The following is a 19961-nucleotide window of genomic DNA, read 5'->3' as shown; positions in this document are numbered from 1 at the left end:
GAATCTATCCCTTTTGTACCTTTCAGGACGATGAAAAAGAAAAGACCCGTACTTCAGGATGTGGCTGACCGTGTAGGCGTGACCAAAATGACGGTCAGCCGTTTTTTGCGCAACCCGGAGCAAGTTTCCGTCGCTCTACGTGGCAAGATTGCCGCCGCTCTTGATGAACTGGGCTATATTCCCAATCGCGCGCCCGATATCCTCTCTAACGCCACCAGCCGGGCGATTGGCGTCCTGTTACCTTCGCTTACTAACCAGGTTTTCGCTGAGGTTTTACGCGGCATCGAAAGCGTCACCGACGCGCACGGTTATCAAACTATGCTGGCCCACTACGGTTATAAACCGGAAATGGAGCAAGAACGCCTCGAATCAATGCTCTCCTGGAATATCGACGGCCTGATCCTTACCGAACGCACCCATACGCCACGCACCTTAAAGATGATTGAGGTAGCGGGAATTCCTGTGGTGGAGTTGATGGACAGCAAGTCGCCGTGCCTCGATATCGCCGTCGGTTTTGATAACTTTGAAGCGGCACGCCAGATGACCACCGCCATTATTGCTCGCGGGCATCGTCACATTGCCTATCTCGGCGCACGTCTCGACGAACGTACTATCATCAAACAGAAGGGATACGAACGGGCGATGCTGGATGCGGGCCTGGTGCCGTATAGCGTGATGGTCGAGCAATCTTCTTCTTACTCTTCTGGTATTGAGCTGATTCGTCAGGCGCGGCGGGAATATCCGCAACTGGATGGCGTGTTCTGTACCAACGATGACCTGGCTGTCGGCGCAGCGTTTGAATGCCAGCGTCTGGGGCTGAAAATCCCTGACGATATGGCAATTGCTGGTTTCCACGGCCACGATATTGGTCAGGTGATGGAGCCTCGGCTGGCGAGCGTGCTGACGCCGCGTGAGCGGATGGGCAGCATTGGCGCTGAACGCCTGCTGGCGCGTATTCGTGGCGAAACCATAACACCAAAAATGTTAGATTTAGGTTTCACCTTGTCACCGGGCGGATCTATTTAAGCTCACAAATTTGAAGTAGCTCACACTTATACACTTAAGGCACGGATGGATATTGCTTCTGTTTTTGTCCGGCTGGAGAATGTTACCGATAACAGTTACCCGTAACATTTTTAATTCTTGTACTGTGGGGGCACCACTTTGAGCACGACTAATCATGATCACCACATTTACGTCTTGATGGGCGTATCGGGCAGCGGCAAATCTGCGGTTGCAAGTGAAGTGGCGCATCAACTTCATGCCGCGTTTCTTGATGGCGATTTCCTCCATCCGCGCTGCAATATCGAAAAAATGGCTTCCGGCCAACCGCTGAATGATGACGATCGCAAACCGTGGTTACAGGCGCTGAACGACGCCGCGTTTGCTATGCAGCGCACCAATAAAGTGTCGCTGATCGTCTGTTCCGCACTGAAAAAGCACTATCGCGACCTGCTACGCGAGGGCAATCCGAATCTCTCTTTCATCTACCTGAAAGGTGATTTTGATGTGATTGAAAGCCGCCTGAAAGCGCGCAAAGGCCATTTCTTTAAAACCCAAATGCTGGTGACGCAGTTTGAAACGCTGCAGGAGCCTGGTGCGGACGAAACCGATGTACTGGTGGTGGATATCGATCAACCGCTGGAAGGTGTTGTGGCAAGCACCATTGAGGTTATTAAAAAAGGCAAATAAGTAGTGACTACATTAACGCTTGTTTTAACAGCAGTAGGGTCTGTTTTACTGCTGCTGTTTTTAGTCATGAAAGCGCGTATGCACGCTTTCCTGGCTTTGATGGTGGTGTCTATGGGGGCTGGCCTTTTTTCCGGTATGCCGCTCGATAAAATCGCAGCGACAATGGAAAAAGGGATGGGAGGCACCCTCGGCTTCCTGGCGGTGGTTGTCGCCCTGGGAGCCATGTTTGGCAAGATCTTACATGAAACCGGCGCAGTCGATCAGATTGCTGTCAAAATGCTCAAATCCTTCGGTCACAGCCGCGCGCATTATGCCATTGGCCTTGCGGGTCTGGTTTGTGCGCTGCCGCTGTTCTTTGAAGTGGCAATTGTTCTGCTGATTAGCGTTGCCTTCTCGATGGCACGCCACACCGGCACGAACCTGGTGAAACTGGTGATCCCGTTGTTCGCAGGCGTGGCGGCAGCGGCGGCATTTCTGGTGCCAGGGCCAGCGCCGATGCTGCTGGCATCGCAGATGAATGCCGACTTTGGCTGGATGATCCTGATTGGTCTGTGTGCGGCAATTCCGGGGATGATTATTGCTGGTCCGCTGTGGGGCAACTTCATCAGCCGTTACGTTGAGCTGCACATTCCTGACGACATCAGTGAACCGCATCTTGGCGAAGGCAAAATGCCATCCTTCGGATTCAGCCTTTCGCTGATCCTGCTGCCACTGGTGCTGGTAGGTCTTAAAACCATTGCTGCGCGTTTTGTACCAGAAGGATCAACTGCTTACGAATGGTTTGAGTTTATCGGCCATCCGTTTACCGCGATTCTGGTTGCTTGTCTGGTAGCGATTTATGGCCTGGCCATGCGTCAGGGCATGCCAAAAGACAAAGTGATGGAGATTTGCGGTCACGCGTTGCAACCGGCGGGGATCATTCTGCTGGTGATTGGTGCGGGCGGCGTATTCAAACAGGTGCTGGTTGACTCTGGCGTAGGTCCGGCACTGGGCGAAGCATTAACCGGGATGGGTCTGCCGATTGCCATCACTTGCTTCGTGCTGGCAGCAGCGGTGCGTATCATTCAGGGTTCTGCCACCGTTGCCTGCTTAACGGCGGTAGGGCTGGTGATGCCGGTTATTGAACAACTGAATTACTCCGGTGCGCAAATGGCGGCACTGTCTATTTGTATCGCCGGTGGTTCGATTGTTGTCAGTCACGTTAACGACGCTGGTTTCTGGTTGTTCGGTAAATTTACCGGTGCAACCGAAGCCGAAACGCTGAAAACCTGGACCATGATGGAAACCATCCTCGGCACTGTCGGTGCTATCGTCGGGATGATTGCGTTCCAGCTGTTGAGTTAAGTTTGTTCGCCCGGTAGTTCTGACGCTACCGGGCTCATTTCGAGAAATTATCCCCGTCACCCCTTCATCCACATCCGAATTCCGTCGAGGAACATCTGGGTTGCCATCATCACCAGAATCAATCCCATCAGACGTTCCAGTGCATTCACTCCTTTCTCACCCAGCAGACGCAAAAATAGCGATGACTGTAGCAGGATGACAAATGTGCCGCCCCAGGCCAGCAGCAGAGCAATCACCAGATGCCCCATCTGATTCGGGTACTGATGAGACAGCAGCATTAATGTGGCGAGGATAGTCGGTCCAGCCACTAATGGGATTGCCAACGGCACGATAAACGGCTCTTCACCAGCCGGAAGCCCGCTACTGTTTCCTGAGGCGCTGGGGAAAATCATCTTAATGGCGATCAGAAATAGAATGATGCCGCCGGAAATGGAGACGGTTTCTGCCCGCAGGCTAAGAAATGCCAGAATTTTCTCACCCGCAAACAGGAACACCAGCATCACCAGGAGAGCAATAAGCAACTCTCGCACCATGATTGCCCGACGTCTTTTCGGTTCAGTATGTTTCAGTACGGACATAAAAATAGGTAGGTTTCCGAGCGGATCCATAATCAAGATCAATAAAACTGCTGCAGAAATGATTTCATTCATAACTCAAGTTCCCTGATAATTGCCTTGGACTTTCTGCGTGCTACGAAAGCAGGATAAGTCGCATTACTGATGGCTTCGCTATCATTGATTAATTTCACTTGCGACTTTGGCTGCTTTTTGTATGGTGAAAGATGTGCCACGAGGACACCGGCACATATATACAGCACACATCTTTGCAGGAAAAAAACGCTTATGAAAAATGTTGGTTTTATCGGCTGGCGCGGTATGGTCGGCTCCGTTCTCATGCAACGCATGGTAGAAGAGCGCGATTTCGACGCCATTCGCCCTGTCTTCTTTTCGACTTCCCAGTCTGGTCAGGCTGCGCCTTCCTTTGGCGGTGCTTCTGGCACACTTCAGGATGCCTTTGATCTGGAGGCGCTGAAGGCCCTCGATATCATCGTAACCTGTCAGGGCGGCGATTATACCAACGAAATCTATCCAAAGCTCCGTGAGAGCGGATGGCAAGGTTACTGGATTGACGCAGCATCGTCTCTGCGCATGAAAGATGATGCCATCATCATTCTTGACCCAGTCAATCAGGACGTCATTACTGACGGATTAAATAAAGGCATCAGGACTTTTGTTGGCGGTAACTGTACCGTAAGCCTGATGTTGATGTCGTTGGGCGGTTTATTCGCCAATGATCTTGTTGATTGGGTTTCCGTTGCGACCTACCAGGCGGCTTCCGGCGGTGGTGCGCGACATATGCGTGAGTTGTTAACCCAGATGGGCCAGCTGTACGGCCATGTGGCGGATGAACTCGCGACACCGTCCTCTGCTATTCTCGATATTGAACGCAAAGTCACGACCTTAACCCGCAGCGGCGAGTTGTCAGTGGATAACTTTGGCGTGCCGCTGGCGGGCAGCCTGATTCCGTGGATCGACAAACAGCTTGATAACGGTCAGAGCCGCGAAGAATGGAAAGGGCAGGCGGAAACCAACAAGATTCTCAACACATCTTCCGTTATTCCGGTAGATGGTTTGTGTGTGCGTGTCGGGGCGTTGCGCTGCCACAGCCAGGCATTCACCATCAAATTGAAAAAAGATGTGTCTATTCCGACCGTGGAAGAACTGTTGGCGGCCCATAACCCGTGGGCAAAAGTGGTTCCAAACGATCGCGAAATCACCATGCGTGAGCTAACCCCAGCTGCCGTCACCGGTACGCTGACCACGCCGGTAGGCCGTCTGCGTAAGCTGAATATGGGACCTGAGTTCCTGTCAGCCTTTACCGTGGGCGACCAGCTGCTGTGGGGGGCCGCGGAGCCGCTACGTCGGATGCTTCGTCAACTGGCGTAATGTTTATTCATTAAATTTGGGGCGTAATGCAGCCCCTTTTAGTGCGTAGTACAGGAGTAAGCGCAGATGTTTCATGATTTACCGGGAGTTAAATAGAGCATTGGCTATTCTTTAAGGGTGGCGGGATACATACGTATTCAATGCCTTACCTGAAGTGAGGACGGCGTAGAGAGGATGCACAGAGTGCTGCGCCGTTCAGGTCAAAAAAATGTCACAACCAGATGTCAAAAATTAGTTGGATGGGGTGACACAATAAAACAGGAAGACAAGCATGTCCGATCGTATCGATAGAGACGTGATTAACGCGCTAATTGCAGGTCATTTTGCGGATCCTTTTTCCGTACTTGGAATGCATAAAACCACAGCGGGACTGGAAGTCCGTGCCCTTTTACCTGACGCCACTGATGTGTGGGTAATTGAACCAAAAACTGGACGCAAAGTTGCTAAACTGGAGTGTCTCGACTCTCGTGGCTTCTTCAGCGGCGTCATTCCTCGGCGTAAGAATTTTTTCCGCTATCAGTTGGCGGTTGTCTGGCATGACCAGCAGAATCTGATTGATGATCCTTACCGTTTTGGCCCTTTAATCCAGGAAATGGACGCCTGGCTGTTATCTGAAGGTACCCACCTGCGCCCATATGAAACCTTAGGTGCGCACGCAGATACTATGGATGGCGTTACCGGCACGCGTTTTTCTGTCTGGGCGCCAAATGCCCGCCGTGTCTCGGTTGTTGGGCAATTCAACTACTGGGATGGTCGTCGTCACCCGATGCGCCTGCGTAAAGAGAGCGGCATCTGGGAACTGTTTATCCCTGGCGCGCATAACGGTCAGCTCTATAAATACGAAATGATTGATGCCAATGGCAATCTGCGTTTGAAGTCTGATCCTTATGCCTTCGAAGCACAGATGCGTCCGGAAACCGCTTCCCTTATTTGCGGACTGCCTGAAAAGGTCGTGCAGACCGAAGAGCGCAAAAAAGCGAATCAGTTTGATGCGCCAATTTCTATCTATGAAGTTCACCTGGGGTCATGGCGTCGTCACACCGACAACAACTTCTGGTTAAGCTATCGCGAACTGGCCGATCAACTGGTGCCTTACGCTAAATGGATGGGCTTTACCCACCTCGAACTGCTGCCAATCAACGAACATCCATTCGATGGCAGCTGGGGCTATCAACCGACGGGGATGTACGCGCCAACTCGCCGTTTTGGTACTCGCGATGACTTCCGCTATTTCATTGATGCCGCCCACGCAGCAGGTTTGAACGTCATTCTCGACTGGGTACCGGGCCACTTCCCGACTGATGACTTTGCACTTGCCGAATTTGACGGCACAAATCTGTATGAACACAGCGATCCGCGTGAAGGTTACCATCAGGACTGGAATACCCTGATCTACAACTATGGCCGTCGCGAAGTCAGCAATTTCCTTGTTGGTAACGCGCTGTATTGGATCGAGCGTTTTGGTATCGATGCGTTGCGCGTCGATGCTGTAGCTTCGATGATTTATCGTGATTACAGCCGTAAAGAGGGCGAGTGGATCCCGAACGAGTATGGTGGACGCGAGAATCTCGAAGCGATTGAATTCCTTCGCAATACCAACCGTATTATCGGTGAGCAAGTCCCGGGCGCGGTGACGATGGCGGAAGAGTCTACCGACTTTCCTGGCGTTTCTCGCCCGCAAGATATGGGCGGTCTGGGTTTCTGGTACAAGTGGAACCTGGGATGGATGCACGACACCCTCGACTACATGAAGCTCGACCCGGTTCATCGTCAATATCATCACGATAAACTCACCTTCGGCATGCTCTACAACTACACTGAAAACTTCGTCCTGCCGTTATCGCATGATGAAGTGGTGCACGGCAAAAAATCGATTCTCGACAGAATGCCGGGCGATGCATGGCAGAAATTTGCCAATCTGCGAGCCTACTATGGCTGGATGTGGGCGTTCCCGGGCAAGAAACTGTTGTTCATGGGTAACGAATTTGCCCAGGGGCGTGAGTGGAACCACGATGCCAGCCTCGACTGGCATCTGCTGGAAGGCGGTGACAACTGGCATCACGGTGTCCAGCGACTGGTACGCGATCTGAACCATACTTATCGTCACCACAAAGCACTGCACGAGCTGGATTTCGACGCGTATGGCTTTGAATGGCTGGTGGTGGATGACCATGAACGCTCGGTGCTGATCTTTGTGCGTCGCGATAAAGAGGGTAACGAAATTATCGTTGCCAGCAACTTTACGCCAGTGCCGCGTCATGATTATCGCTTCGGCATTAATCAGCCAGGTAAATGGCGTGAGATTCTCAACACCGATTCCATGCACTACCACGGCAGCAATGCTGGCAATGGCGGCGCGGTACATAGCGATGAAATCGCCAGCCACGGTCGTCAGCATTCATTAAGCCTTACGCTACCGCCGCTGGCCACTATCTGGCTGGTCCGGGAGGGATAATGACACAACTCGCCATTGGCAAACCCGCTCCCCTTGGCGCGCACTATGATGGTCAGGGCGTCAACTTCACGCTCTTTTCCGCTCATGCCGAGCGGGTAGAGCTGTGTGTGTTTGACGCTCAGGGCATCGAACACCGGTATGACTTGCCAGAACGCAGCGGCGATGTCTGGCACGGTTATCTGCCGGATGCGCGCCCGGGTTTGCATTATGGTTACCGCGTTCATGGCCCATGGCAACCCGCCATGGGACATCGCTTTAACCCGGCGAAGTTGTTGATTGATCCTTGCGCGCGGCAAATTGTCGGGGAATTTAAAGATAACCCGCTGCTGCACGCAGGGCATAGTGAACCTGACTATCGCGACAATGCTGCCATTGCGCCGAAATGCGTAGTGGTGGTCGATCACTATGACTGGGAGGATGATGCCCCGCCGCGTACGTCGTGGGGCAGCACCATCATTTATGAAGCCCATGTCAAAGGCTTAACCTATCTGCATCCGGAAATCCCGGTGGATATCCGCGGCACCTATAAAGCGCTCGGTCATCCGGTGATGATCAACTATTTAAAACAGTTGGGCATTACGGCGCTGGAACTGTTGCCGGTGGCGCAGTTTGCCAGTGAACCACGCCTGCAACGCATGGGGCTAAGTAACTACTGGGGCTACAACCCGGTGGCGCTGTTTGCGCTGCATCCGGCATATGCCTGCTCGCCCGAAACGGCGCTGGATGAGTTTCGCGATGCAGTCAAAGCTCTGCACAAAGCGGGCATTGAGGTCATTCTTGATATCGTGCTCAACCACAGTGCGGAACTGGATCTCGACGGCCCGCTATTCTCACTGCGCGGGATCGACAACCGTAGCTATTATTGGATAAGAGAAGACGGCGATTATCACAACTGGACCGGTTGCGGCAATACGCTCAATTTGAGTCATCCAGCTGTGGTGGAGTACGCCAGCGCCTGTCTACGCTACTGGGTGGAAACCTGCCACGTTGATGGCTTCCGTTTCGATCTCGCAGCAGTCATGGGGCGAACACCGGAGTTTCGTCAGGATGCGCCGCTGTTTACGGCTATCCAGAATTGCCCGGTGCTTTCACAAGTGAAGTTAATTGCTGAACCGTGGGATATCGCGCCCGGCGGCTATCAGGTGGGCAATTTCCCACCGCTGTTTGCTGAGTGGAACGATCATTTCCGCGATGCCGCCCGCCGTTTCTGGCTGCATTATGATTTACCGCTGGGAGAGTTTGCCGGACGCTTTGCCGCATCCAGCGATGTTTTTAAACGTAATGGCCGTCTGCCGAGTGCTGCGATTAATCTCGTTACCGCGCATGACGGTTTTACGCTTCGCGACTGTGTTTGTTTCAACCATAAACACAATGAAGCAAACGGAGAAGAAAATCGCGACGGAACCAACAACAATTACAGTAACAATCATGGTAAAGAAGGGTTAGGCGGTACTCTTGATCTGGTTGAACGGCGGCGCGACAGCATTCACGCCCTGTTAACGACGTTGTTGCTTTCCCAGGGTACGCCGATGTTGCTGGCAGGTGATGAACATGGTCACAGCCAGCATGGCAATAACAATGCCTACTGTCAGGATAACCAACTAACGTGGTTGGACTGGTCACAGGCAAGTAGTGGGTTAACGGCGTTTACCGCCGCGTTAATCCATCTGCGCAAGCGCATTCCTGCTTTGGTAGAGGATCGCTGGTGGGAAGAAGGCGATGGTAATGTCCGTTGGCTGAATCGATATGCTCAACCTTTAAGCTCGGATGAGTGGCAAAACGGGCCAAAGCAGCTGCAAATTTTGCTTTCGGATCGTTTTTTGATCGCAATAAACGCCACGCTTGAGGTAACAGAGATTGTTTTACCTGCTGGGGAGTGGCACGCCATTCCCCCATTCGCTGGAGAGGATAACCCAGTGATTACGGCTGTCTGGCCGGGACCTGCACACGGACTGTGTGTGTTCCAGAGATGATAAAAAAGGAGTTAGTCATGATTAGTTTAGAGAAGAACGATCACTTAATGTTGGCGCGCCAGCTGCCATTGAAATCTGTTGCCCTGATACTGGCGGGAGGACGTGGTACTCGCCTGAAGGATTTAACCAATAAGAGAGCAAAGCCTGCCGTACACTTCGGCGGTAAGTTCCGCATTATCGACTTTGCGCTGTCCAACTGCATCAACTCTGGAATCCGTCGTATGGGCGTGATCACCCAGTACCAGTCTCACACCCTGGTGCAGCATATTCAGCGCGGCTGGTCGTTCTTCAATGAAGAAATGAACGAGTTTGTCGATCTGCTGCCCGCGCAGCAGAGAATGAAAGGGGAAAACTGGTATCGCGGTACCGCAGATGCGGTCACTCAAAACCTCGATATCATCCGCCGCTATAAAGCGGAGTATGTGGTGATCCTGGCCGGTGACCATATCTACAAGCAAGACTACTCGCGAATGCTTATCGACCACGTCGAGAAAGGTGCGCGCTGTACCGTTGCTTGTATGCCTGTACCGATTGAAGAAGCCTCTGCATTTGGCGTTATGGCGGTTGATGAGAACGATAAAATTATCGAATTTGTTGAAAAACCGGCTAACCCACCGTCAATGCCAAACGATCCGAGCAAATCTTTAGCGAGTATGGGGATCTACGTCTTTGACGCAGAGTACCTGTATGAACTGCTGGAAGAAGACGATCGTGATGAAAACTCCAGCCACGACTTTGGTAAGGATTTGATTCCAAAAATTACCGAAGCAGGCCTCGCCTATGCGCATCCATTCCCGCTCTCTTGCGTACAGTCCGACCCGGACGCCGAGCCGTACTGGCGCGATGTGGGTACGCTGGAAGCTTACTGGAAAGCGAACCTGGATCTGGCCTCTGTGGTGCCGGAACTGGATATGTACGATCGCAACTGGCCGATTCGCACCTACAATGAATCATTGCCGCCAGCGAAATTCGTTCAGGATCGCTCCGGTAGCCATGGGATGACCCTTAACTCACTGGTTTCCGGCGGTTGTGTAATCTCTGGTTCTGTGGTGGTGCAGTCCGTTCTGTTCTCGCGCGTTCGTGTTAATTCATTCTGCAACATTGATTCCGCCGTATTGTTACCGGAAGTATGGGTAGGTCGCTCGTGCCGTCTGCGTCGCTGCGTCATTGACCGCGCTTGTGTCATTCCAGAAGGCATGGTGATTGGTGAGGATGCAGAAGAGGATGCACGTCGTTTCTATCGTTCAGAAGAAGGCATTGTGCTGGTTACGCGCGAAATGCTACGGAAGTTAGGGTATAAACAGGAGCGATAATGCAGGTTTTACATGTATGTTCAGAGATGTTCCCGCTGCTTAAAACCGGCGGTCTGGCTGATGTTATTGGGGCATTACCCGCAGCACAAATCGCAGACGGCGTTGACGCTCGCGTACTGTTGCCTGCATTTCCCGATATTCGCCGTGGCGTGACCGATGCGAAGGTGGTATCTCGCCGTGATACCTTTGCCGGACATTTCACGCTTCTGTTTGGGCATTACAACGGGGTTGGCATTTACCTGATTGATGCACCGCATCTCTACGATCGTCCCGGAAGCCCGTATCACGATACCAACTTATTTGCTTACACCGACAACGTATTGCGTTTTGCACTGCTCGGGTGGGTTGGAGCGGAGATGGCAAGCGGGCTTGACCCATTCTGGCACCCCGATGTTGTGCACGCGCACGACTGGCATGCGGGTCTTGCGCCTGCGTATCTGGCGGCAAATGGGCGTCCGGCGAAGTCGGTGTTTACTGTGCACAACCTGGCCTATCAAGGCATGTTTTATGCACATCACATGAATGACATCCAATTGCCATGGTCATTCTTTAATGTTCACGGACTGGAGTTCAACGGGCAAATCTCTTTCCTGAAAGCCGGACTGTATTACGCTGACCATATTACAGCGGTTAGTCCGACCTACGCTCGCGAGATTACTGAACCACAGTTTGCCTACGGTATGGAAGGTTTACTTCAACAGCGTCATCGTGAAGGACGGCTTTCCGGCGTACTGAACGGCGTGGACGAAAAAATCTGGAGTCCAGAGACGGACTTACTTTTAGCCTCGCGTTACACCCGCGATTCATTGGAGGATAAAGCGGAGAATAAGCGCCAGCTGCAAATCGCAATGGGGCTTAAGGTTGACGATAAAGTGCCGCTTTTTGCAGTGGTGAGCCGTCTGACCAGCCAGAAAGGCCTGGATCTGGTGTTAGAAGCCTTACCGGGCCTTCTGGAACAGGGCGGACAACTGGCGCTGCTCGGCGCGGGCGATCCGGTATTGCAGGAAGGTTTCCTTGCTGCAGCGGCGGAGCATCCCGGCAAGGTTGGTGTACAGATTGGTTATCACGAAGCATTTTCGCATCGCATTATGGGCGGCGCGGACGTCATTCTGGTTCCCAGCCGTTTTGAACCATGCGGTTTAACACAACTTTATGGATTGAAGTACGGCACGCTGCCTTTGGTGCGGCGTACCGGTGGGCTTGCTGATACGGTTTCTGACTGTTCTCTTGAGAACCTCGCAGATGGCGTCGCCAGTGGGTTTGTCTTTGAAGATAGTAATGCCTGGTCGCTGTTACGAGCTATTCGACGTGCTTTTGTACTTTGGTCCCGTCCTTCACTTTGGCGGTTTGTGCAACGTCAGGCTATGGCAATGGATTTTAGCTGGCAGGTCGCGGCGAAGTCGTACCGTGAGCTTTACTATCGCTTGAAATAGTTTTCAGGAAACGCCTATATGAATGCTCCGTTTACATATTCATCGCCCACCCTTAGCGTAGAAGCGCTTAAGCACTCTATCGCTTATAAGCTGATGTTTACGATTGGAAAGGATCCTGTCGTCGCCAATAAACATGAGTGGCTGAACGCAACGTTATTTGCTGTGCGCGATCGTCTCGTGGAGCGTTGGTTGCGCTCGAACCGTGCCCAACTGTCGCAAGAAACTCGTCAGGTTTACTACCTGTCGATGGAGTTTTTGATTGGCCGTACTCTCTCCAACGCCATGCTGTCGTTAGGTATTTATGACGATGTCCAGGGGGCGCTGGAGTCGATGGGATTGAATCTCGAAGAGTTAATTGATGAAGAAAATGACCCGGGCCTCGGGAACGGTGGTCTGGGCCGTCTGGCAGCTTGCTTCCTGGACTCACTGGCGACTTTAGGGTTGCCAGGTCGCGGCTACGGTATTCGTTACGACTATGGCATGTTCAAACAGAACATCGTTAACGGCAGTCAGAAAGAGTCTCCGGACTACTGGCTGGAGTACGGCAATCCGTGGGAATTTAAACGCCACAATACGCGCTACAAAGTGCGTTTTGGCGGTCGTATTCAGCAAGAAGGCAAGAAAACGCGCTGGATTGAAACTGAAGAAATTTTGGCCGTGGCTTACGACCAAATCATCCCCGGCTATGACACTGACGCAACTAATACCCTGCGTTTGTGGAGCGCACAAGCCAGTAGCGAAATAAACCTGGGTAAATTTAACCAGGGGGATTACTTCGCAGCGGTGGAAGACAAAAACCACTCCGAGAACGTATCCCGCGTACTGTATCCGGACGACTCCACTTATTCCGGACGTGAACTGCGCCTGCGTCAGGAATACTTCCTGGTTTCCTCGACCATTCAGGACATTTTAAGCCGCCATTATCAGTTGCATAAAACCTACGATAATCTGGCAGATAAAATCGCGATTCATCTCAATGACACCCATCCGGTGCTGTCAATTCCTGAGCTGATGCGTCTGCTGATTGACGAGCATAAATTCAGCTGGGACGACGCTTTTGAAGTGTGTTGTGAGGTCTTCTCTTACACCAACCACACGCTGATGAGCGAGGCGCTGGAAACCTGGCCGGTCGATATGCTGGGTAAAATTCTGCCGCGTCACTTGCAGATAATCTTTGAAATCAATGACTATTTCCTGAAAACCTTGCAAGAGCAGTATCCTAACGACACTGACCTGCTTGGACGGGCGTCAATCATTGATGAATCTAACGGGCGTCGTGTGCGGATGGCCTGGCTGGCGGTTGTCGTGAGTCATAAAGTCAACGGTGTGTCGGAGTTGCACTCTAACCTGATGGTGCAGTCGCTGTTTGCTGATTTTGCGAAAATCTTCCCGGGTCGTTTCACCAACGTTACCAACGGTGTGACGCCGCGTCGCTGGCTGGCGGTTGCGAACCCATCGCTTTCAGCCGTGCTGGACGAACACCTGGGCCGTAACTGGCGTACCGATCTGAGTCAATTAAACGAGTTGCAGCAGCACTGTGATTTCCCGATGGTCAACCATGCGGTGCATCAGGCGAAGCTGGATAACAAAAAACGTCTGGCGGAGTACATCGCCCAGCAGTTGAATGTGGTGGTGAATCCAAAGGCGCTGTTCGATGTGCAGATCAAACGTATTCACGAATACAAACGTCAATTGATGAATGTGTTGCACGTTATCACTCGTTATAACCGTATCAAGGCCGATCCGGATGCTAATTGGGTGCCGCGCGTGAATATTTTTGGCGGCAAGGCGGCTTCGGCTTATTACATGGCGAAGCACATTATCCATTTGATCAACGATGTCGCTAAAGTGATCAACAACGATCCACAGATTGGCGACAAGCTGAAAGTGGTGTTTATCCCGAACTACAGCGTTAGCCTGGCGCAGTTGATCATTCCGGCGGCCGATCTGTCTGAACAGATTTCGCTGGCGGGGACGGAAGCCTCCGGCACCAGTAACATGAAGTTTGCGCTTAACGGTGCGCTGACTATCGGTACGCTGGACGGTGCGAACGTCGAGATGCTGGATCATGTCGGTGCTGACAACATCTTTATCTTTGGTAACACAGCGGAAGAAGTGGAAGAACTGCGTCGTCAGGGCTACAAACCGCGTGAATACTACGAGAAAGACGAAGAGCTGCATCAGGTGCTGACGCAAATCGGCAGCGGCGTGTTCAGCCCTGAAGACCCAGGCCGTTACCGCGATCTGGTTGATTCGCTGATCAACTTTGGCGATCACTACCAGGTGCTGGCGGATTATCGCAGCTATGTCGATTGTCAGGATAAAGTTGATGAACTCTATGAGCGTCAGGAAGAGTGGACTGCGAAAGCGATGCTGAACATCGCTAATATGGGCTACTTCTCTTCAGACCGTACGATCAAAGAGTACGCCGATCTTATCTGGCATATTGATCCGGTGAGATTGTAATTTCGCTAAAAATAGAACGGGGCCAAAAGGTCCCGTTTTTTTTCGCCTTTATTTCGGAAAAGTGTCCAGCGGGGGGGAGGATACAGGAGGAGTATAATTTCGCCATTCAGAAAGAATGGACAGAATGATGCAAAACAGAAAATGGATTTTGACCTCGTTGGTAATGACTTTTTTTGGTATTCCCATACTGACGCAATTTTTGGCAGCGGTTGTTGCCATGCTGGGTGCCGGGCTTGCCGCTATTCTTGAGTTTTGCAATCTACTCCTCACACCAACAATTTACCTTCTGCTTAACATTTTTATGCTGGCGCTGGGCGCAATAGTGATATTTTTCTCGGGGCGAGTGTGGGCGGGAGATAGTGCACCAGAAAACAGAGAAATAGCCGTCTGGAGACAGTGTCTTTTTTTAATACCCGCATTATTAACCCTGGTTGGCTGGATAATCACGCTATATCTGGCCGATTATCAATTTCGCCAGATGGGAACTGGTTGGTTGGCAAACCTTATGCTTCCCTGGCTGGGCGTTTTGTTAGTCTCATTAGTCGGTGGTGAGTATTGGTGGGTAGTCATAATTCCCGTTGGGGCGCATATCAGTTTTTCGCTGGGATACGCCTGGCCGACAAGACATCCTTTAACCGGCACGTCCGGACTACGTTGCCGTAACTTACTCCTGTTTCTACTTCTCTTACTCGGTATTGTCGCCGGGTATCAGGCCCATTTATATAAGCAACAAAACCCTGGTGTCGGTGTGCGCGAAAATATTGATACCTGGGCCTGGCGACCCGATAAACTCAATAATCAACTGACGCCACTGCGTGGTAAACCGCAAATTCAGTTTACGCAAAACTGGCCGCGACTCGATGGCGCGACGGCGGCATATCCAATTTACGCCTCTGCCTTTTATGCGTTAAGCGTAATACCAGAGGATTTTCACGCCTGGGAATATCTGGCGAACTCTCGCACGCCAGAAGCGTATAACAAAATCGTTAAGGGCGATGCCGATATTATTTTCGTGGCGCAACCTTCCGGTGGGCAGAAAAAACGCGCAAAGGAATCGGGCGTCACTTTGCTGTACACACCCTTTGCCCGTGAAGCGTTTGTTTTTATCGTCAATGCGGATAATCCGGTTAATTCCCTGACTGAACAACAAGTACGTGACATCTTTAGTGGTGCAATTACTAACTGGCGTAATGTCGGCGGTAACGATCAGGAGATCCAGACCTGGCAACGCCCTGAAGACTCTGGCAGTCAGACGGTGATGCAATCACAGGTCATGAAAAATGTCCGCATGATCTCGCCGCAGGAAACGGAAGTGGCAAGCGTGATGGAGGGAATGATTAAGGTCGTTGCCGAATACCGTAATACAAACAACGCAATAGGCTACACCTTCCGCTATTACGCGACGCAAATGAACGCTGATAAAAATATAAAATTGCTAGCGATTAACGGCATTACACCGACTGCGGAAAACATCCGTAACGGTAAATATCCGTATATCGTCGATGCTTTTATGGTAACGCGGGAAAATACGACATCAGAAACACAAAAATTGGTGGAATGGTTTTTAACTTCGCAGGGGCAGAGCCTGGTGGAAGATGTGGGCTATGTGCCGCTGTATAAAACGCAACCTTAAAGCAGGGGAATAATATGGATACCGTTACTATTCGCCTGAACGCAGCGAATGCCCGTTTTGTCTGTCAGCCGTTTACATGCGATCAGCGGGAGAGGGGATAATTATGCAACCCAGTCCCGCCATGCAGGTATTAATTGAGCAGATATATTACACCTTTCGCCGTTATCCGGCGCCGAAGCAATTTGTGGTTTGTTGTGAATATTGCCTGAGTCAGCAGGAACAAAAGGCATTACGCAATACATCGTTACGAGCGATCCCTTATTCCTTAATCAATGCCTGGAATAGTAGTCCAGGTCCTGATCCGCAAAACAGCGATGAAGTCCGTTATTTTCTGCCGCGTTTACTGGAGTTTGTTGTGCAGGGGTATTTTGACAACATTCACGAAGTATTTACTCTACGCCGTATAAACCTTGCTAATAAAGCAAACTGGCGTGCGGATGAACTGGCGATATTGCAGCGATTTGCCTGCCAGTATATGGCTGATTGGGTATCTGGCGATGAAGCTGTCGAATTACATTACATGCTGGAGATGTTTTTCCGTGCCGATATCGCCCTTGCGCCATTGCTTGATGCGGTTATCTCTGTACCCGGTTACCAGCCCACAGTATCGATGGCATGTTTGCTGTGGCATAACAGGGAAGAGAATATCCAGAATAGTCGTTTTGAGCAGAATGATGACGATAAAGCGATTACCGCCCAAATCAATGCCTGGGCCGTCAACAATCAATCCATCCTGAAAGAACGCGCGCGGCAAGCGATTGAGAACCCGCTTAAGCAGCCCGAACAGGATACACGATATCAGGTCTGGGAAGACGACTGGATGATTGATGAGTGTTTATGCGTGATGTATGACGCATCACCCGAACCATCAGGACAATAAAGATGAACAAATTCAGACTTTATATTCCACCTGTCATTCTCGGCTTTGTTATCGTGCCGTTGTTGGTATGGCCGACGGTGGTTGCGCTGGCTGCTTGTGTTATCACATTGAGTTTTCTGGGGGAGATACTGTTCTCTATCCCGCTCATGATCAGGCGTATTTCACTTCTGGAATTACAACTTTGGTTATTGGCTGAATATACGCTTGCTTTCTGTGCAATGTGTTACGTCGGTTGGCAATTTGCCCGCAGAACACCATCGGAACTAAAAAACAGACCTCACTGTTGGCTGGTATTCACACCGGTCTATTTCTGGTTAATTCTCTGGAATATTATTTTTTATATTGCGCCAGAGAAGTCAGCTGTGCTGGAAAATATCCGCAAGTTCTTTCTGAGTGTTGTCTGGTTACCGCTGAATTTTTCGCCATTTTGGTCCCAACCCTGGACCGACTTTGTCGGTCCGATAAGCGCACAGCTTGGTTTTGCGTTGGGATATTACTGCCAGTGGCGCAGCAAAAACAGAAGTCAGGGGCAGAAGTGGAGCGAGTGGGGAACGTGCTTAAGTTTTGTTACGTTGGGTATGATGGCGTGGGCTTTGTCGTAATTCCCTGAATCCAAAAGTTGGTCAGATTGTTGACAAAGTGCGCTTAGTTCATGCCGGATGCGGCGTGAACGCCTTATCAGGCCTACAAAATCATGCAAATTCAATATATTGCATAAACCACGTAGGCCTGATAAGCGTAGCGCATCAGGCAGTTTTTGTGTTTGTCATCAGTCCAGCCCGCTTACGTTAAATCACGACGCCAGCGACAATTTCTGCTGCGTATACTCCAGCAACCACTGACTCACTCGAGACTGTTGTTCCGCATTCAGCCACATACCTTGTTTCGTGCGACGCCACAGGGCATCGTCGGCGCGGCGGACCCATTCATGATCCACCAGATATTTTAGCTCCGCTTCGTAGAACTCATGACCGAAATCTTCCCCGAGGTCGCTTATAGCCCCCGCATTGCCGAGCAGCAGCTCGCTGTTGCTGCCGTAGGTGCGTGCGTAATGACGTGCCAACGATTCGGTCAGGAACGGGTAACTGCGGCGCAGGCGGGCTGCGTAGTCGTCGCGGTCGCCTTCGATGGCGCCACCCGGTAACACACTCTCTTTCGTCCAGGCCGGGCCAATACCCTGATAATACGGTGTCAGTTTTTCCAGCGCGTGCTCTGCCAGTTTGCGGTATGTGGTCAGCTTGCCGCCAAATACCGACAACAGCGGCGCTTTGCCGTTTTCATCATGGATATCGAGCGTGTAATCACGGGTAATGGCCTGCGGCGAGTCGGATTCATCATCACAAAGCGGGCGCACACCGGAGTAGGTCCAGACGATATCGTCCCGGCTTAACTGCTTTTTAAAGTGCGTGTTATACACTTTCAGCAGGTAATTGATTTCACTCTCTTTAATCTTCACTGCTTTCGGGGAGCCTTTGTATTCCACATCGGTGGTGCCGATGATGGAAAACTCGTCCATCCACGGGATCACGAACACAATACGTTTATCTTCGTTTTGCAGAATGTAGGCTTGTTTTTGGGTATGTACGCGTGGCACCACAATATGGCTGCCTTTGATCAGGCGAATGCCATAAGGTGAAGGCAGATGCATGCCTTCGTCGAAGAACTGTTTCACCCACGGGCCGGTGGCATTAACCAGGCCGCGTGCCTGCCATGTGTATTTTTTGCCGGTATCGATATCTTCCGCTTCCACAATCCACATACCGTTTTCGCGGCGAGCAGACGTGGCGCGAGTACGGGTAAGTACTTCGCCGCCTTTACGCACCACCATCTGAGCGTTGGCGAGTACCAGACGGGCGTCGTCTACCCAGCAGTCGGAATATTCGAATCCGCGCGTAATTTCCGGTTTTAACACTGAATTTGCGCCAAAACGCAAACCGGTTGATCCCGGCAGACTGGTGCGTTTTCCCAGATGATCGTACATAAACAGACCAATACGAATCATCCACGCCGGGCGCAGATGCGGGCGATGCGGCAGGCGAAAACGCATCGGGAAGGCGATATGTGGAGCCATTTTCAGCAGCACTTCACGTTCAGCCAGCGCCTCGCTGACCAGACGGAATTCATAGTGTTCAAGGTAGCGCAGGCCGCCGTGAATGAGTTTTGAACTGGCGGAAGATGTCGCACAAGCAAGATCCTGCGCCTCCAGCATCAGCACGGATAAACCGCGTCCAGCGGCGTCTGCCGCGATACCAGCACCATTGATGCCGCCACCTATCACAATCAGATCTTTGGTTTCCATGCTGCCCTCATTCACTTTCGTTAAAGCTCATAAATGTTCGTTATCGAACATATTAGCAAAGAATCGCGCTTTAGGTAACATTGAAAAAACATTTTAGAGTGATATGTATAACATTATGGCGTTTATCTGCCGCTTCGACGTAAACTGGGCGGTAAATTTGCCCACTTGTTTGTAAAGAAAGAGAGACGCATGGATCAGTTCGAATGTATTAACGTTGCCGACGCGTACCAGAAGTTGCAGGAAAAAGAGGCGGTGCTGGTCGATATTCGCGATCCACAGAGTTTCGCAATGGGGCATGCGGCGCAGGCTTTTCATCTGACCAACGATACGCTGGGCGCGTTTATGCGTGATAACGACTTTGACACTCCGGTAATGGTGATGTGTTACCACGGTAACAGCAGCAAAGGCGCGGCGCAGTATCTGTTGCAACAGGGCTACGATATGGTCTACAGCATTGATGGCGGTTTTGAAGCCTGGCAGCGTCAGTTTCCCACAGAGGTGGCGTACGGCGCGTAAGGCTTTATACT

Annotated in this window: 15 protein-coding genes; 13 read left to right on the top strand and 2 right to left on the bottom strand. The window is 51.4% G+C overall.

What is annotated here, in order from left to right:
- Positions 1–30: 30 nt before the first annotated feature.
- The 3 genes from gntR (at position 31) to gntU (ending at position 3036) form a co-directional block, all read left to right on the top strand.
- Complete coding sequence (gene gntR, locus A9180_RS07820; protein ID WP_064527665.1) at positions 31–1026, top strand: gluconate operon transcriptional repressor GntR; 996 nt, start codon at positions 31–33, stop codon at positions 1024–1026.
- A 138-nt stretch (positions 1027–1164) separates the two neighbouring features.
- Positions 1165–1692 carry a gluconokinase gene (gene gntK / locus A9180_RS07815; RefSeq protein ID WP_064527663.1) on the top strand — a complete coding sequence of 176 codons (528 nt, stop codon included), beginning with the start codon at positions 1165–1167 and terminating at the stop codon, positions 1690–1692.
- Between the two features lie 3 nt (positions 1693–1695).
- Positions 1696–3036 carry a gluconate transporter gene (gene gntU, locus A9180_RS07810; protein WP_000210111.1) on the top strand — a complete coding sequence of 447 codons (1341 nt, stop codon included), beginning with the start codon at positions 1696–1698 and terminating at the stop codon, positions 3034–3036.
- Between the two features lie 56 nt (positions 3037–3092).
- Here the strand turns inward: gntU and yhgN are convergent, their stop codons facing one another.
- Positions 3093–3686, bottom strand: a complete 594-nt coding sequence (gene yhgN, locus A9180_RS07805) for an NAAT family transporter YhgN (protein ID WP_001002544.1) — start codon at positions 3684–3686, stop codon at positions 3093–3095.
- 192 nt (positions 3687–3878) lie between these two features.
- Here yhgN and asd point away from each other — a divergent pair, with 192 nt between their 5' ends.
- From asd to A9180_RS07760, 9 genes are all read left to right on the top strand, one after another.
- Positions 3879–4982, top strand: coding sequence for an aspartate-semialdehyde dehydrogenase (gene asd / locus A9180_RS07800; RefSeq protein ID WP_064527660.1), 1104 nt, complete (start codon positions 3879–3881; stop codon positions 4980–4982).
- A 271-nt stretch (positions 4983–5253) separates the two neighbouring features.
- Positions 5254–7437: a 1,4-alpha-glucan branching enzyme gene (gene glgB / locus A9180_RS07795; RefSeq protein ID WP_064527658.1), complete on the top strand. Its 2184-nt coding sequence runs from the start codon at positions 5254–5256 to the stop codon at positions 7435–7437.
- On the top strand, positions 7437–9410 hold the full coding sequence (glgX, locus tag A9180_RS07790) for a glycogen debranching protein GlgX (protein ID WP_064527656.1): 1974 nt from the start codon (positions 7437–7439) through the stop codon (positions 9408–9410). Before glgB ends, glgX begins: the two co-directional genes overlap by 1 nt.
- Before the next feature lie 17 nt (positions 9411–9427).
- Complete coding sequence (glgC, locus tag A9180_RS07785) at positions 9428–10723, top strand: glucose-1-phosphate adenylyltransferase (protein WP_064527654.1); 1296 nt, start codon at positions 9428–9430, stop codon at positions 10721–10723.
- The gene (glgA, locus tag A9180_RS07780; protein WP_064527653.1) at positions 10723–12156 is read left to right on the top strand and encodes a glycogen synthase GlgA; all 1434 of its coding nucleotides are present in this window, start codon (positions 10723–10725) and stop codon (positions 12154–12156) included. The genes glgC and glgA overlap by 1 nt, the downstream gene beginning before the upstream one ends.
- 18 nt (positions 12157–12174) lie before the next feature.
- Positions 12175–14622: a glycogen phosphorylase gene (gene glgP / locus A9180_RS07775; RefSeq protein ID WP_064527650.1), complete on the top strand. Its 2448-nt coding sequence runs from the start codon at positions 12175–12177 to the stop codon at positions 14620–14622.
- 124 nt (positions 14623–14746) lie between these two features.
- The gene (locus A9180_RS07770; protein WP_149025971.1) at positions 14747–16255 is read left to right on the top strand and encodes a PstS family phosphate ABC transporter substrate-binding protein; all 1509 of its coding nucleotides are present in this window, start codon (positions 14747–14749) and stop codon (positions 16253–16255) included.
- Between the two features lie 103 nt (positions 16256–16358).
- Positions 16359–17135: a hypothetical protein gene (locus A9180_RS07765; protein ID WP_064527646.1), complete on the top strand. Its 777-nt coding sequence runs from the start codon at positions 16359–16361 to the stop codon at positions 17133–17135.
- 2 nt (positions 17136–17137) lie between these two features.
- The gene (locus A9180_RS07760) at positions 17138–17737 is read left to right on the top strand and encodes a hypothetical protein (protein WP_064527643.1); all 600 of its coding nucleotides are present in this window, start codon (positions 17138–17140) and stop codon (positions 17735–17737) included.
- Positions 17738–17928: 191 nt separating this feature from the next.
- On the opposite strand, the gene glpD is transcribed toward A9180_RS07760, so the two are convergent.
- Positions 17929–19434 (bottom strand): glycerol-3-phosphate dehydrogenase, encoded by a 1506-nt coding sequence (gene glpD, locus A9180_RS07755; RefSeq protein ID WP_064527641.1) that lies wholly within the window; start codon positions 19432–19434, stop codon positions 17929–17931.
- 189 nt (positions 19435–19623) lie between these two features.
- On the opposite strand from glpD, the gene glpE reads away from it, so the two are divergent.
- Positions 19624–19950 carry a thiosulfate sulfurtransferase GlpE gene (glpE, locus tag A9180_RS07750; protein WP_064527639.1) on the top strand — a complete coding sequence of 109 codons (327 nt, stop codon included), beginning with the start codon at positions 19624–19626 and terminating at the stop codon, positions 19948–19950.
- Positions 19951–19961 lie beyond the last annotated feature (11 nt).

The organism is Escherichia sp. B1147, assembly GCF_001660175.1.
Lineage (GTDB): Bacteria > Pseudomonadota > Gammaproteobacteria > Enterobacterales > Enterobacteriaceae > Escherichia > Escherichia whittamii.
This window is presented reverse-complemented; position numbering and strand designations above follow the sequence as displayed.

What these genes read in the sequence shown, in the direction of transcription:
- glpD (WP_064527641.1), bottom strand. Translation starts at nt 19,434, where the DNA reads ATGGAAACCAAAGATCTGATTGTGATAGGTGGCGGCATCAATGGTGCT.
- glgX (WP_064527656.1), top strand. Translation starts at nt 7,437, where the DNA reads ATGACACAACTCGCCATTGGCAAACCCGCTCCCCTTGGCGCGCACTAT.
- yhgN (WP_001002544.1), bottom strand. Translation starts at nt 3,686, where the DNA reads ATGAATGAAATCATTTCTGCAGCAGTTTTATTGATCTTGATTATGGAT.
- glgB (WP_064527658.1), top strand. Translation starts at nt 5,254, where the DNA reads ATGTCCGATCGTATCGATAGAGACGTGATTAACGCGCTAATTGCAGGT.
- A9180_RS07760 (WP_064527643.1), top strand. Translation starts at nt 17,138, where the DNA reads ATGAACAAATTCAGACTTTATATTCCACCTGTCATTCTCGGCTTTGTT.
- glpE (WP_064527639.1), top strand. Translation starts at nt 19,624, where the DNA reads ATGGATCAGTTCGAATGTATTAACGTTGCCGACGCGTACCAGAAGTTG.
- glgP (WP_064527650.1), top strand. Translation starts at nt 12,175, where the DNA reads ATGAATGCTCCGTTTACATATTCATCGCCCACCCTTAGCGTAGAAGCG.
- A9180_RS07765 (WP_064527646.1), top strand. Translation starts at nt 16,359, where the DNA reads ATGCAACCCAGTCCCGCCATGCAGGTATTAATTGAGCAGATATATTAC.
- A9180_RS07770 (WP_149025971.1), top strand. Translation starts at nt 14,747, where the DNA reads ATGATGCAAAACAGAAAATGGATTTTGACCTCGTTGGTAATGACTTTT.
- gntR (WP_064527665.1), top strand. Translation starts at nt 31, where the DNA reads ATGAAAAAGAAAAGACCCGTACTTCAGGATGTGGCTGACCGTGTAGGC.
- glgC (WP_064527654.1), top strand. Translation starts at nt 9,428, where the DNA reads ATGATTAGTTTAGAGAAGAACGATCACTTAATGTTGGCGCGCCAGCTG.
- glgA (WP_064527653.1), top strand. Translation starts at nt 10,723, where the DNA reads ATGCAGGTTTTACATGTATGTTCAGAGATGTTCCCGCTGCTTAAAACC.
- asd (WP_064527660.1), top strand. Translation starts at nt 3,879, where the DNA reads ATGAAAAATGTTGGTTTTATCGGCTGGCGCGGTATGGTCGGCTCCGTT.